Source organism: Streptomyces sp. NPDC059398 (assembly GCF_042751845.1).
Taxonomy (GTDB): domain Bacteria; phylum Actinomycetota; class Actinomycetes; order Streptomycetales; family Streptomycetaceae; genus Streptomyces.
Window position 1 is genome coordinate 1 of record NZ_JBHYWP010000056.1, and the last position, 13,284, is coordinate 13,284.

Below are 13,284 nucleotides of genomic sequence, written 5' to 3' on the forward strand. Positions count from 1 at the left end.
TCGCATACCTCTGCGACAAGGGGCCGCCCGGCCTCGGCAAGCTGGTCGGAGACGCGCCCTACACCTTTCCACGGGAGCCACCCGGCAGGGCGGTTCCCGCCGGGATCCATGCCGCACGGCGTACGACGTGCCGACGGGCCGTTGTCCGGCCCTGGCGACCGACACCGTCGACCGCCTGAACGTCGGGCACAACCCGACCGGCGCACAGCTGACCTTCTCCTCACGCGGGTCCGACCGTCGTATCTGTCGGCCCCGCTGCGCGAGAAGTGATCACCGGCTGCTGCCGGGCGGGCTTGGTGCCCTACGTGCTACTGCGCTCCCGGCAGCAGCGTTCCTGGTTCGGCCGGACCCGGCCGTCTGCGGACGGTCGATTACGCAAACTATCCACCCCGCCAAGGGACTTCACACCCGACACGCGCTAAGTAGCCATAAACCGTATTTGTATTGAAAAGCGGTGAAGTGCACTAAAGCGCTGCAATTCGGGCACTCAGGCCTCTGCGGCTTCCGAGTAGACCTGCGAGAGTTCAGGTGCGCCCGCGACCGCCCAGTCGAGTCCGGCCTCGACCACATTGACCTCGCGCCCCGATGCGAGCCGGACCACCGGTGTGCCGCCCGGCAGGACGTCCCAGACCGCGCCCTCGACGGTCCTGACGATGAGGGTCCCGAGGTAGAGACCCGCGTCGTTGCCCAGCCAGGGCAGCTCTTCGGGATCGTCGCGCCAGTTCGGCGGAAGCTGGTCGAGCGCGGCCAACGAAGCCGGTGAGTCATCGAGTTGCAACCCCTCCTGGCCGGCTCTGGCGCGCAGCAGCTCACACTCGGAGAGCAGCTCGCCCACCCCCTGCGGGTCGTTGCGCACCGCCGTCGCGAGTGTCTCCGCGTACTCCGTGCCGTGCCGCCTGCGCCAGTTGTCAAGGAAAGGGATATTCACGCCGCTCAGCCTCGCATTCCGCCGGACAGTCGTACCAACAGGCGCGCGGACCCCCGGGGCCCTCAGACGTCGAGATCGACGACGACCGGGGCGTGGTCCGACGCGCCCTTCCCCTTACGCGCCTCACGGTCCACATAACTGTCCTTGACGGCGGCGGCGAAGGGTTCGTTGCCGTACACCAGGTCGATGCGCATGCCCCTGTTCTTCGGGAACGCGAGCTGGCGGTAGTCCCAGAAAGTGTACGCACGGTCATACTTGAGCGGGCGGGGCACCACATCGCTCAGCCCCTCCTCGCGGAGCGCGGCGAGCGCGGCGCGCTCGGCCGGGGTGACATGGGTGGCCCCCTCGAACAGCGACGGGTCCCAGACGTCCTCGTCCACCGGGGCGACATTGAAGTCCCCCAGGACGGCGAAGGGCCGCGCGCCCGCTGCGTCCGTGGCGACCGCCGCCTTCAGCGCGGCCAGCCACTGGAGCTTGTAGCCGTAGTGCGCGTGGTCGACCTCGCGGCCGTTCGGCACGTACACCGACCAGACGCGGGCCGGGCCGCAGGTCGCGGAGATGGCTCTCGGCTCCTGCGTGCCCTCGTACTCCGGGCCGCCGGGCAGGCCCATGACCACGTCCTCCAGGCCCAGCCGGGAGATCAGCGCCACGCCGTTCCACCGGCCGGTGGCGTGGACCGCCGACTCGTACCCCAGCTCACGCAGCTCGTCCGTGGGGAACTGCTCGGCGGTGCACTTGGTCTCCTGGACGCACAGCACATCCGTGCCGCTGCTCTCCAGCCAGTCCAGCACCCTCGGAAGACGGGCGGTGATCGAATTGACGTTCCAGGTGGCGATGCGCATGGGACCCAACCTAACCGGTGGCACCGACAGTCAGAGCTCCGTGGCGTCGCCCGGCATCAGCCGGGTGTGCTCGGCGCCCCCGAGGTTGCCGACATGTGTGTCGTACACACCGCGCGCCAGATCCTTGAGCAGCGCGTCGTGGACGTCGATGGCCTGCCGGGGCCGCACCTCGCGGACGTAGTCGATCACCTCGGAGATCTTGTTCCACGGCGCGTGCACCGGAAGCATCAGGGTCTCGACCGGCTGGTCGGGCACGGTGAAGGCGTCGCCCGGGTGGAAGACCGAACCGTCGACCAGGAAGCCGATGTTGGTGATCCGGGGCAGATCCGGGTGGATCACCGCGTGCAGCTCGCCGTGCACCTGGACGCCGAAGCCCGCGGCCTCGAAGGTGTCCCCGTGGCCGACGGTGTGCACCCGGCCGGGGAATCCGGCGGAGAGCTGCTCGGCGACGCTGCGCAGGGTCCAGATCTGGGCGGTCGGATTCGCCTCCATCCCGGCACGCAGCCGGTTCTCGTCGAAGTGGTCCGGGTGCTCGTGCGTCACGAGAATGGCGTCGGCGCCGAGCGCCGCGTCCTCCTCGCTGAACCCTCCCGGGTCGATGACGAGCGTCTGTCCGTCCTTCTCCAGCCGGATGCAGGCGTGGGTCTTCTTCGTCAGTTTGATCGTCATACCCACCATCCTGCTACGCCTCGGGAGTGGTCTCCTGCTGAATGACGGTGCGGGCCACTTCGAAGGCCGAGTTCGCGGCGGGAACACCGCAGTAGACGGCGGTCTGGAGCAGTACTTCCTTGATCTCCGCCGGGGTGAGCCCGTTGCGCAGGGCCGCGCGGACATGCGAGGCGAGCTCCTGCGGATGCCCGCCCGCGACCAGCGCCGTCAGGGTCACCACACTGCGGGTGCGGCGGTCGAGCCCGTCCCGGGTCCAGACCTCGCCCCAGGCGTAGCGGGTGATCAGCTCCTGGAAGTCCCCGGTGAACGCGTCGGCCGCGGCCTCCACCCGGTCCACATGGGCGTCGCCCAGCACCTCACGGCGTACCTTCATGCCCGCGTCGTACGGATCGGGGCGCCCGGCGGGCACGGCGTCCGGCTGCAACGCCGCGGGGGCGATCTCGGCGATCGGGGCCACCGGGACGGACAGGCCCGCCGTGTGCGGCGGCACCGGGATCGACGTCGAGGTGGTCGACGTGGTCGAGGTGGCGTTCTCCTGCCACGCGGTGGAGAAGTGCCGTACCAGCAGGTCGGTGACGGCCGCCGGCTGCTCGACCGGTGCCAGATGGGAGGCGGCCGGGACCATCGCGAGCCGGGCGTCCGGTATCCCCGCCACCAGGGTGCGGGCGTCCGCGGGTCCGGTCACCCGGTCCTCGGCGCCGACGACGACCAGCGTGGGCACACCGATCCGGCCGAGTTCGGCGCGGATGTCGAAGGCGGCGAGGGCCTCGCAGGCCGCGATGTAGCAGCCCGGGTCCGTGGTGCGGACCATCTGGACGGCCCACTCCACGATGGCCGGCTGCGCGGTGGCGAAGCCGTGCGTGAACCAGCGCTCGGGCGCGCTGCGCGCCATCGGGTCCAGCCCGTTGGTACGGACGATCACTCCCCGCTGACGGAACTCGTCGGCCGTGCCGAACCGGGGCGATGCCGCGACCAGCGCGAGCGAGGCGACCCGCTCCGGGTGGCGCAGCGCCAGCTCCATACCGATCGCGCCGCCGATGGAGCACCCCGCGTACCCGAACCGCTGCACACCGAGTTCGTCGAGCGTCGCGAGCAGCCGCTCGGCGATCCCGGCGACCGAGGGCACGGGGTGGGCGGGCGCGCCACCGTGTCCGGGCAGGTCGAAGCGGAGGACGCGCCAGGTCCTGGCCAGGTCCGGCGTCTGCCGGTCCCACATGTGCCACGTCGTCCCCAGTGAGGGGCCCAGGATCAGCACAGGGGCGTCCTGGGGGCCGTCAAAGCGGTACTGGAGGGTCTTCGGCGTCGTCTCACTCACCGTCTCACGCTCTCATACCCCACCGCCGCCTTCGTGCCTGCGTCCCCACCGGCGCCGGGGAGTGCCGCACAGACCGAGGGGGCAGGCCACCGGCGCGCGGTCGCGGTGCGCACCTGTCACGGGAATCCTCATTCGCCTCGGGCGTCGTATTCCGGACGTCTTCCCGCCCGGAGCCGGGACGGCGCCGGTCCGTCAACTCGCTTAATATTTCGAACCTTCGGCGATATCCTTTCGCTGATCGAATATCTGAACGCCCAGGACCAGCAATTGAGTGTGGCTGGACCCACTGCATACGGGGCGTAGCGGGATGGCAGACGCGAGCGGACAGACCGTAGGTTTCCCGTGTCGGCCGACGCTGCCCTACCTCAGGCCGACGATATGGACGAGCCGCACGAGCGCCGCCGATGCGGCATTCAATGAGGGCCGCGAAGGGGAAACTTCATGTCCGCAGTGATTGAGGTGCAGCATCTACGCAAGTCCTACGGCGACCTCGTAGCAGTCGATGACGTGTCCTTCACCGTCGAGGAAGGCGAGGTCTTCGGGATTCTCGGCCCGAGCGGCTCGGGGAAGAGCACGATCGTGGAATGCATCAAGGGGCTGCGGAACCGGGACGGCGGCGAGATCAACGTACTCGGACTCGACCCCCGCCGGGACCGGGCCGGGGTGACCCAGGAGCTGGATGCCCAGCTGAGGGCGGGGTGCGCGCCCGAGAGGATGCACCTCGCCGAGGCGCTGTCCCTTTACAGCTCCTTCTACCGTGACCCGGCGGACTGGCGGCGTCTCATGGCCTCGCTGGGCCTGGCCCCCGATGCCGAGCCGAACGACGCGTCCGGCGGGGAGATGGAGCTCTCCGCCGCGCTGTCCGCGATCGGCAATCCGCAGGTGGCCATCTTCGACGAGCTGACCACCGAGCTGGACCCGCAGTCCCGGCAGGACACCTGGGAGCTGATCGAGAGCGTCCGGGCCACCGGGCTCACCATCCTCCTGGTCACCCGGTTCCCCGAGGAGGCCGTGCGGCTGTGCGACCGGATCGCGCTGATAGAACGGGGCCGCATCAAGGTGGACGGCACTCCGGCGGGGCTTGCCGAGCGCATGAGGGCCGAGCAGCGCATCCGGTTCCGCCCGTCGGCTCCGTTCGACGAGACCCGGCTCGGGTACCTCGCCGAGGTCAGCGGGGTGGTGCGGAGGGGTGAGGAGATCGTGGTCACCGGCACCAGCGAGGCGCTCGGCCGGATCGTCTCGCTGCTGGCGGACGAGGGGATCGTGGCCGAGCAGCTGCGGGTGACACAGGCCACGCTGGAGGACGCGTTCGCCGCGCCGGACAACGGGCGGCCGGTCAGCCCGTAGCGTCGGAGTGCTCCCCGCGAAGGGCGGGGTGCTCCGTGCCGGTGGCGGGGTGCTCCCCGGGGAGGCGGGCGTCCGAGTGTGGCGTCTGTGTCGCCGACGTCAGTGCGACAGGCACCGCGCCCGTGCGGAACGCGGAGGGACGGGGCCGCCCGAGCCGTGACGGCGCGGCCGGTCCCGCCCTTTCGTCTTCGTCCGCGTGCTGATGACGGTCAAACCACAGCGATATCAGCCTGGTTAGGCGACTTCAGTCCGAACTCCCGGTTCTGGCACGTCTGTTCAGCTCCTGGGCGAATCCGGCCCAGATCTGCGAGTTGCGCCGGGACAGCTCTATGATCAGCTCGATGCAGTGCGAAGGCACCGAGGCGCAGATGTCGTTCATCTCGTTGGCTCCCAGTACGTTCTCCCGGAACATCCGCAGCAGCCGTCGGCCCAGCTCACTCTGGCGCAACGACGGGTCCCGCATGAGTTTTTCGAGTGTGGCCGCGGTCGGCGGACCAGCTGTCACCGGATCCGGTTCCGCCAGCACGGCCTTGACGGTTCCCGGCTCGGCTCTGCCCCGGCTCCGCTGGCTGGGGACGGGCTGGTCACCGCGCTCCAGGCGTCTGCGCACGTCCAGGGCCGTGGCCGGCGACACCCCTGCCGAACGGGCCACCTGGCGCAGCGAGGCGTCGGGGTTGTCCTTGATCAGCTCCGCCACCCGCAGCCGGCCCTGTGCCCCGTCCAGCGGCCTGACCTTGCCGTCCCGTCCGATGCGGAAGTCCGACTGCGGCACGGAGTCGGATGAACGCCGCAGCTCCGCAACTGTCCTGGCACCCAGCCCGGTCGACTTGGCGATGGCCCGATCGGCCATGTTGGGATGCGACTTGAGGATGCGCAGCGCCGCTGCCATGCGGTCGGCCTGCGACAGGGGAAGACCATGTTCGACGTTTGCCTCGACCCCTTTGAGGAAAGCCTCTTCCGGGCTCCCGTCGAAGAACCTGACATCGATGTCTTTCTGGCCCTTGAGGGAGGCGGCCATCAGACGGTGGATGCCGTCGATGACGCACATGGTCCTTCGGTCGAGCAGTATGGGAGGCAACGGGCCGTCTATCGAGGCCAGTTGGAGAACATGCCCCTTGTCCTCGCCCTGTAAGCGTGGCGAGTCACCGAGCAGGATCTGCATGATCGGAACCGAAACGACTTCCGGCTCGCCATCTCCCCGGTCGGCAACTCTGGCCGCTGTTCCGTCTGTCACTGCGAGACTCACCACTGCTCCCCTGACAACTCCAGCTCGGCATATGCCAGCACAAGCCAACAGACGCCGGTGCACGACTCCTGAGACACACCAAGGTCAGCGGTATGTCTGAAACGTCATCCCAGCCCTCCCCCGATTCCACGGTCACTCACGCCGCGTTCGCCAGGTACATCTGGCACGGGGATGCGTACCCCGGACGCCAATGAGGATGCAGAACCGTCAACTCGACAAACTCTTCGACATTTGCAATCAGGTGCTCGGCGTCAAACGCTCGGTAGGCGCGGATGACGCCGCCAGAAAAGGTCGTGACACTACGATGAACACCGCATGACGGTTTTCGCCGCGGTGCGGCAATAACGTCTGCACGCCCAACCGGACGCCGCGACTCTATCCCGTTCAACCCGCGTAGTGCAGACCTTGAACAAGCACCGGCAGAACCCGAAGCGATTCGGAGCATCCTCCATCCGCCTCACCCCGGCACGCGTCATCGGCCGTCCGCCCGGCTCCCTCTGCGTAACGGGAATCCCTCGCGCACCCACCACCGCCCCGACATGCGCAAACCCCGCCGGCGACCGACGCCGGGCCGTGGGCGCTGGGGCGTTTGCGTATGACTGGATCCAATCGTTCAACTGATTCCGGTGTTCAACCGGGCCCTTACCCGCCCGGGCTCCGCGCAAGTGCGCTCAACCGCGCGTCGCGCATCAGCTGAACAGACGGCCGGGGCGCCGAAGCGGAAGCACACGGCCGGGGCCGACGATCTCCGGGACACAAAAACGCAGCGAAGCCCGGATCGGGCCGATTTAGGAACTTCGACCTGAAAACCAGAGCTTCGCTGCATTCGGGGCTGTTGCTTCAGTGGCTGGTCTGCGCCCCACGGCCTGGACGGCAACTCGATGCCCACAGCCGCCTCTTGAGTCCGCGGCTTTTGCGATTCCGTTACTTGCCGACAGCCTCCTTGACCACCTCGCCGACCACCACGTCCCCGCCGTCGCCGGTGGGGGTCTGCGGAACGGCCGGCACGGTGAGTCCGGGCACGGTGAGGTCCGGGACCTTTTTCACCGTCTCCAGGGCGGATTCGATCGCCTCGGTCAGCGAGGGCGAAACCGTGTCGTCGAAGTCCACCTTTGTCACGGCGACATCGGCGTCAGTAGGAAGCGCGTCGGTCGCGAAAGTCGCGCCGGAGAAACCCGACTCCTTCAGGAATACCCCCTCCTCGTCCGTGATCTCACGACTCAGGACCAGGGAGAATTTGTGCCCCATATGGATAACCTTTCAATGAAGCCACGTAATTCGGAACGGTAACCGGGGTCATCGGGACGACACAACGGACGGCCACGTTCCCTCCTTTATACAAATACCATCAGGGAACGTTCGACCTCACCGTTCAACCATGCGGCCCGCCTCTTGTTCGGGTAACTTCGGCGACGGATGCATGAACGTGAGCGGATACCTTGCAGGGTTTCCGGCAACTGGATACGTTCTGCTCCTGCTTGACGATTCAGTGTGACTACCTTCAGGAGCGGCATGTCCCACCCTTCGCCCGGAGACGAACTGTGGTGCAGGCGTTTTCACCCTGCCCAGAAGCCGGCCGCCCGGCTGGTGTGCCTTCCGCACGCGGGTGGGTCGGCGCCTTTCTTTCTGCCGGTGGCGGCAGCGCTGAGTCCGGACGTCGATGTCGTCGCGATCCAGTACCCCGGTCGGCAGGACCGCCGGGCGGAGGCGCCCATCGACGACCTGCCGGTGCTCGTCGACCGCATCTACGAGGTGCTGCGACGCCAGCCCGAACTCCCGCTGACTCTCTTCGGCCACAGCATGGGCGCCGTCATCGGCTTCGAACTCGCCCGCCGCTTCGAGGCCGACGGACAGCGTCCGGTGCGGCTGCTGGCCTCCGGCAGGCGCGCGCCCGGCACGCACCGGGAGGAGACCACCTTCGACAGCGATGAAGCGATCATGGCGGAGGTCCGCAAGCTGAGCGGCACCGCTGCCTCCCTGCTGGACGACGAGGAGATGATGCGGGCCGCGCTGCCCGCGCTCCGCGCCGACTACCGGGCGATCGAGGCGTACCGGTGCGGGCCCGACGTCGCCGTGGACACGCCGATCACCGTGCTGACCGGGGACAGCGACCCCAAGACCACGCTGGACGAGGCGAAGGCCTGGGACCGGCACACCGGGGGCGGCTGCGATCTGCGGGTGTTCACCGGCGGGCACTTCTTCATCAGCGACCGCAGTGCAGAGGTCATGCGGGTCATCGAGGACCACTTCCGGCAGGAAGGCATACGCAGCGCCGGCTGACCGGCTACCCGCAGCGCGGCGCCGGCCGCCCGGTGACGCACTCCGCCGCACCGAAGGCCCCTCAACAACCGTCGCTCAGCGGGTTGTCGAGGGGCCTTCGTGGTGCGCGGTCCGTCGCCGCGACTACGGGCAAGGCCGGGTGCTACGGGGGATGCACCCGGCCTTGGTCTGGGTGCGGACGTACTGCCGTCCGCGTGCCCGTTCGGGCCTCGGCCTGTCCTCGGCCGGCCGCCCCGGCAGTACCACCGCCGGATCCTCGGCGGACGGCCCGTCAGGCGGTCTTCTGCTGCTTCTTCTTCTTGGCGGGCTTCGGGAAGAGGACGCTCACCGTGGACGCGCGGATGATGACCGCCGCCCCGACCAGCGCCAGGGCCGACAGGCCCTGGATCACGGCGTACCAGACCGGGCAGAGGCCGGGGATCAGGTCGACGACGACGATCGCGATCGGCAGGATCACGGTCACCGTGGCCAGGCGGTCGTAGTTCCGCGCGTCTCCCTGAGCGGAGCGGGTGGCCAGCCGGTAGAGCAGCGGGGCGACGATAAGCAGGATGGCGGCCCGGACCCACATGAACGAGCTGGTGTCGTGGCCGGTGATCGCCAGCCCGGCGACCGTCCCCAGGCAGACGAGGCTGATCACGCCGTAGAGGGCGATGTACTTCTTCGCGTTGTTGAAGGCTTCCTGGACCCGGGGGTCTTCGACGTTCGCCGGGGCTGCCGTGGTACCGCTGATGTCCGCCATGTCTTCTCCTCCGTCTGAGCGTGGCACCGACGTTACGGAGCGGACGACGGGAGCGGTATGGGTCTGGACATACGTGTGGGTGGGGCCAGACCCACGCCCGGGCCGGTGCCAGGCGACCGTCCGAGTTGTTCAACTGCCCTTGTCCGCGTGCGCCCGCATGTGCTCTGGTTGTCCTCTACCGGACGAGGAGTGGCGAGACGTGACATCGGCGACCGGCGGTGGCGGACAACTGCTGGCCATCAGCGACCTTCACATCGGCTACCAGGAGAACCGCGCTCTCCTGGAGAGTATGCAGCCCGGATCCGAGAACGACTGGCTGCTGGTCGCCGGGGACGTGGCCGAGCTCGTGGACGACATCCGCTGGGCCCTCAAGACGCTCGCGAGCCGGTTCCGCAAGGTCGTCTGGGCGCCGGGCAACCACGAGCTGTGGACCCATCCACAGGACACCCTCGACCTGCGCGGCACCGCGCGCTACGCGCATCTGGTCGAGATGTGCCGGGAGTTGGGCGTGGTCACCCCCGAGGACCCCTACCCCGTCTGGGAGGGCCCGGGCGGTCCGGTGGCGGTGGCTCCGCTGTTCCTGCTCTACGACTACAGCTTCCTGCCGCCGGGCCACACCACCAAGGAGCAGGGGCTGGCCTACGCGCACAGCACCGGCGTGGTGTGCACGGACGAGTACCTGCTGCACCCCGACCCCTATCCGAGCCGTGAGGCGTGGTGCCGGGCCAGGGTCGCCGAGACCGAGCGCCGGCTCGCCACGGAGATACCCGACGATCTGCCCACCGTCCTTCTCAACCACTACCCGCTCGACCGGCACCCGATGAACGTGCTGTGGTATCCGGAGCTGGCCATGTGGTGCGGGACCGGGCTGACCGCCGACTGGCACCGCCGGTTCCGGGTGGCCGCCATGGTCTACGGACACCTGCACATCCCGCGGACCACCCACCACGAGGGCGTCCGCTTCGAGGAGGTCTCGGTGGGCTACCCCCGCGAATGGCGCAAGCGTTCCGGCGGCCCCCGGGGACCGCACCGCATCCTGCCGGTGGAGGAGGGTTCCGGTGCTTGAGGAGGTGCTCCCCGATTCGGTGGTGGTCGTGGAAGCCCTCAGCGACGACGAGGCCGGCCAGTTCCCGCTCTACCCGGAGGAAGCGGCGCTCGTCGCGAAGGCGGTGGACAAGCGCCGCCACGAGTTCACCACCGTACGCACCTGCGCCCGACGCGCCATGGAGAAGCTGGGCGTGCCACCGCAGCCGGTGCTGACCGGCGAGCGGGGTGCCCCGCGCTGGCCGGAGGGCCTGCGGGGCAGCATGACGCACTGCGACGGCTACCGGGCCGCCGCCCTGGTCCGCTCCGCCGACCTGGCCTCCCTGGGGATCGACGCGGAACCGCACGCCCCGCTCCCCCACGGAGTGCTGGACACCGTCTCCCTGCCCGCCGAGCGGGAGCGACTGGCCGGGCTGGCGGCCCGGCGCCCCGGCGTCCACTGGGACCGGCTGCTGTTCAGCGCGAAGGAGTCGGTCTACAAGGCGTGGTTCCCGCTGACCGGCAAGTGGCTGGGCTTCGAGGAGGCGGACATCCACGTGTGGGACGCCACGGGCGGAGCGACGCAGGGCCGTTTCCGCGCCGATCTGCTCGTTCAGGGGCCGCTGGTGGGCAGCGGGCGGCCGCAGCACTTCGAGGGACGGTGGCTCGTGGGCCAGGGCCTGGTCGCCACCGCGGTGACGGTCCCGCATCCCTGATTCCCGCGCGCCCGGTCGTCCGCGCGCCCGGTCCCCGTACCCGGGCCGGTGCCTTGCGGCGGCGCGCCCGGAGTGGGGTTAGGCCCACGGGCGACGGGGGCGTAGCAGGATACCGGGCGCGGTCCGGTCTCTGTACCTTCGGCGGTATCGGTCAGGAGCTGGCTCCCGGCTGACACAATGATCGCCGTGGGGAAAGGAACGAGCGGATGAGGATACCTCCGGGAGGCGGTCCGCTGCGCTGGTGCGCCGAGTCCGGGCTCGGGCTGTACCGGTCCGCGGTGCTGGTGGTACTCACCTGTGTGATGCCGGTGATCGCCGTGCCCGTCGGGCTCGGCGGCTCCGAGCTGGCCTACTCCTGGACCGCCGGGCTGGAGAAACCCCTGGCCGTCAGCGTGCTGGCGACGTTCGGGGAGACCCTGGTGGTGATCCTCTGGGTTGTCGTCGCACTGTGGATCGTGCACCCGCTGACCAGCCGGGTGCTCGCCAGGGCCGCGCGCCGGTGCGCGGCGGACTGGCTGGAGCTGCGCCCCGAGGTGACCTACCGCACCGTGCCGCCGGTGACGCGCATGGCCACCGGGTTCTGGTGGGACGGCCACGAGTACCACAAGACCGAGCGGGAGGCCCGCCGCCGTGCCAAGGTGCACGCCCGGTTCCACGACCCTCAGCTGCACTGGGACGGCCTGTGGGCGGTGGTCGCGTCGGTCACCGTGCTGCCTGTCTCGGCGCTGCCACTGGTCGCCCTCGCCTTCGGCATCTCCATGGTGCTGACCCCGGCCCTCGTCGGGTACGGCATCGCCGTGATCGCGGCGAGTCTGATCGGCGCTCCCTTCGCATGGCGGATCCTCCGCCCGGTCGGGGCCCGGTTCCTCGGCCCGGTTCCCAGTACCCGTCAGGGCCGCCGTGTGGAGGAGCTGGAGGCCATCCGCGCAGACCTGACACAGACTCAGGCCGCGGAGCTGGAACGTATCGAGCGCGGTCTGCACGACGGGGCGCAGGCGCGGCTGGTCGCGATGGGCATGTCGATGGGCGCCGCCGAGCAGCTCGTCGACACCAAGCCCGAGACCGCGAAGGCGATCCTCGCCGAGGCCCGCGCGACCTCCGCCACCGCACTCGACGAACTGCGCACCCTGGTACGGGGGATCAACCCCCCGGTGCTCGCCGAACGCGGACTGGTCGACGCCGTCCAGGCCCTCGCACTCGACTCGTCGGTGGCCGTCGACGTGCGCGCCCAGGTGCCCTGCCGGCCGGAGCGGCCCCTGGAGTCGGCCGTCTACTTCGCCGTCGCCGAGCTGCTGGCGAACGTGGCCAAGCACGCAGGGGCGGAGCGTGTGACGGTGGAACTCAGCTATGCCACACGGACGCTCACCGCGACCGTGAAGGACGACGGGGTCGGCGGGGCCGATGCCTCGTGCGGCTCCGGACTCAGCGGCATCCAGCGCCGCATGAACTCGTTCGGCGGGCGTCTGGAGATCGACAGCCCGGCCGGAGGCCCTACTCGTATCACTGTGGCGGTGCCGTGCGAATTGTCGTAGCCGAAGACCTCTTCCTGCTCCGGAACGGGATGGTGCATCTCGTCGAGGCGTACGGGCACACCGTGGTCGCCGCCGTCGACTCCGGGCCCGCCACGCTGGAGGCGCTGCTCGAACACCGGCCGGATGTGGCGATCGTGGACGTCCGGCTGCCGCCCACCTTCTCCGACGAGGGGCTGCAGGCGGCGCTCGCCGCGCGCCGGGCCGTGCCAGGACTGCCGGTGCTGATCCTCTCGCAGCACGTCGAGCAGTTGTACGCACGGGAGCTGCTGGCCGACGGGCACGGCGGTATCGGCTACCAGCTCAAGGACCGGGTGCTGGACGCCGACCAGTTCCTGGACGCGCTCAGCCGGGTGGCGAGCGGCGGCACCGCCCTGGACCCCACGGTCGTCTCCAAGCTGCTGGCCCGGCCGACCCGGGCCGATCCGCTTGCGACGCTCACCGAGCGGGAGCGCTCGGCGCTGGCGCTGATGGCCGAGGGGCTGTCCAACGCGGCCATCGCGGGGCGGCTGTTCCTCAGCGAGGGCGCCATCAGCAAGTACACGACCACGATATTCGCCAAGCTCGGTCTCAGCACCGACGACGACACCAACCGCAGGGTTCGTGCCGTCCTCGCCTACCTCGACGCCGAGAACCGCAGCGAGCGGTGA

At 69.5% G+C, this 13,284-nt stretch carries 13 protein-coding genes and 1 pseudogene; 7 read left to right on the plus strand and 7 right to left on the minus strand.

Features of this window, described 5'->3' with window-relative positions; genetic code table 11:
- Positions 1-270, plus strand: a pseudogene (locus ACFXBC_RS20405) (acyl esterase); the annotation flags it as partial.
- A gap of 217 nt (positions 271-487) precedes the next feature.
- Here ACFXBC_RS20405 and ACFXBC_RS20410 read toward each other — a convergent pair.
- From ACFXBC_RS20410 to pcaC, 4 genes are all read right to left on the minus strand, one after another.
- Positions 488-928: a DUF6278 family protein gene (locus ACFXBC_RS20410; RefSeq protein ID WP_385025980.1), complete on the minus strand. Its 441-nt coding sequence runs from the start codon at positions 926-928 to the stop codon at positions 488-490.
- A gap of 62 nt (positions 929-990) precedes the next feature.
- Positions 991-1,770, minus strand: coding sequence for an exodeoxyribonuclease III (locus tag ACFXBC_RS20415; protein WP_385025983.1), 780 nt, complete (start codon positions 1,768-1,770; stop codon positions 991-993).
- A gap of 30 nt (positions 1,771-1,800) precedes the next feature.
- Entirely contained in the window at positions 1,801-2,448 is a 648-nt protein-coding gene (locus ACFXBC_RS20420) for an MBL fold metallo-hydrolase (protein WP_385025986.1), read from the minus strand.
- Between the two features lie 4 nt (positions 2,449-2,452).
- Positions 2,453-3,754, minus strand: coding sequence for a 4-carboxymuconolactone decarboxylase (pcaC, locus tag ACFXBC_RS20425; protein ID WP_385025989.1), 1,302 nt, complete (start codon positions 3,752-3,754; stop codon positions 2,453-2,455).
- Positions 3,755-4,195: 441 nt separating this feature from the next.
- Between pcaC and ACFXBC_RS20430 the strand changes: the two genes are divergently transcribed.
- Positions 4,196-5,101 carry an ABC transporter ATP-binding protein gene (locus ACFXBC_RS20430; RefSeq protein WP_385025992.1) on the plus strand — a complete coding sequence of 302 codons (906 nt, stop codon included), beginning with the start codon at positions 4,196-4,198 and terminating at the stop codon, positions 5,099-5,101.
- Positions 5,102-5,345: 244 nt separating this feature from the next.
- Here ACFXBC_RS20430 and ACFXBC_RS20435 read toward each other — a convergent pair whose 3' ends face one another.
- Together ACFXBC_RS20435 and ACFXBC_RS20440 are read right to left on the minus strand one after the other, a co-directional pair.
- Positions 5,346-6,263, minus strand: coding sequence for a transcriptional regulator (locus ACFXBC_RS20435; protein WP_385025995.1), 918 nt, complete (start codon positions 6,261-6,263; stop codon positions 5,346-5,348).
- A gap of 1,008 nt (positions 6,264-7,271) precedes the next feature.
- Positions 7,272-7,595 (minus strand): hypothetical protein, encoded by a 324-nt coding sequence (locus tag ACFXBC_RS20440; RefSeq protein WP_385026002.1) that lies wholly within the window; start codon positions 7,593-7,595, stop codon positions 7,272-7,274.
- A gap of 264 nt (positions 7,596-7,859) precedes the next feature.
- Between ACFXBC_RS20440 and ACFXBC_RS20445 the strand changes: the two genes are divergently transcribed.
- Positions 7,860-8,627, plus strand: a complete 768-nt coding sequence (locus ACFXBC_RS20445) for a thioesterase II family protein (RefSeq protein WP_385026005.1) — start codon at positions 7,860-7,862, stop codon at positions 8,625-8,627.
- A 271-nt stretch (positions 8,628-8,898) separates the two neighbouring features.
- Here ACFXBC_RS20445 and ACFXBC_RS20450 read toward each other — a convergent pair whose 3' ends face one another.
- The gene (locus tag ACFXBC_RS20450) at positions 8,899-9,366 is read right to left on the minus strand and encodes a hypothetical protein (protein WP_385026008.1); all 468 of its coding nucleotides are present in this window, start codon (positions 9,364-9,366) and stop codon (positions 8,899-8,901) included.
- Between the two features lie 199 nt (positions 9,367-9,565).
- Here ACFXBC_RS20450 and ACFXBC_RS20455 point away from each other — a divergent pair, with 199 nt between their 5' ends.
- From ACFXBC_RS20455 to ACFXBC_RS20470, 4 genes are all read left to right on the plus strand, one after another.
- Positions 9,566-10,432, plus strand: coding sequence for a metallophosphoesterase family protein (locus ACFXBC_RS20455; protein WP_385026011.1), 867 nt, complete (start codon positions 9,566-9,568; stop codon positions 10,430-10,432).
- Complete coding sequence (locus ACFXBC_RS20460; protein WP_385026014.1) at positions 10,425-11,105, plus strand: 4'-phosphopantetheinyl transferase; 681 nt, start codon at positions 10,425-10,427, stop codon at positions 11,103-11,105. Before ACFXBC_RS20455 ends, ACFXBC_RS20460 begins: the two co-directional genes overlap by 8 nt.
- Before the next feature lie 206 nt (positions 11,106-11,311).
- Complete coding sequence (locus ACFXBC_RS20465) at positions 11,312-12,637, plus strand: sensor histidine kinase (RefSeq protein WP_385026017.1); 1,326 nt, start codon at positions 11,312-11,314, stop codon at positions 12,635-12,637.
- Positions 12,622-13,284, plus strand: a complete 663-nt coding sequence (locus ACFXBC_RS20470) for a LuxR C-terminal-related transcriptional regulator (protein ID WP_385026020.1) — start codon at positions 12,622-12,624, stop codon at positions 13,282-13,284. Before ACFXBC_RS20465 ends, ACFXBC_RS20470 begins: the two co-directional genes overlap by 16 nt.

Coding starts and splice junctions, on each gene's coding strand:
- ACFXBC_RS20415 (WP_385025983.1), bottom strand. CDS start 1,770: ATGCGCATCGCCACCTGGAACGTCAATTCGATCACCGCCCGTCTTCCG.
- ACFXBC_RS20420 (WP_385025986.1), bottom strand. CDS start 2,448: ATGGTGGGTATGACGATCAAACTGACGAAGAAGACCCACGCCTGCATC.
- ACFXBC_RS20430 (WP_385025992.1), top strand. CDS start 4,196: ATGTCCGCAGTGATTGAGGTGCAGCATCTACGCAAGTCCTACGGCGAC.
- ACFXBC_RS20435 (WP_385025995.1), bottom strand. CDS start 6,263: ATGCAGATCCTGCTCGGTGACTCGCCACGCTTACAGGGCGAGGACAAG.
- ACFXBC_RS20440 (WP_385026002.1), bottom strand. CDS start 7,595: ATGGGGCACAAATTCTCCCTGGTCCTGAGTCGTGAGATCACGGACGAG.
- ACFXBC_RS20445 (WP_385026005.1), top strand. CDS start 7,860: ATGTCCCACCCTTCGCCCGGAGACGAACTGTGGTGCAGGCGTTTTCAC.
- ACFXBC_RS20450 (WP_385026008.1), bottom strand. CDS start 9,366: ATGGCGGACATCAGCGGTACCACGGCAGCCCCGGCGAACGTCGAAGAC.
- ACFXBC_RS20465 (WP_385026017.1), top strand. CDS start 11,312: ATGAGGATACCTCCGGGAGGCGGTCCGCTGCGCTGGTGCGCCGAGTCC.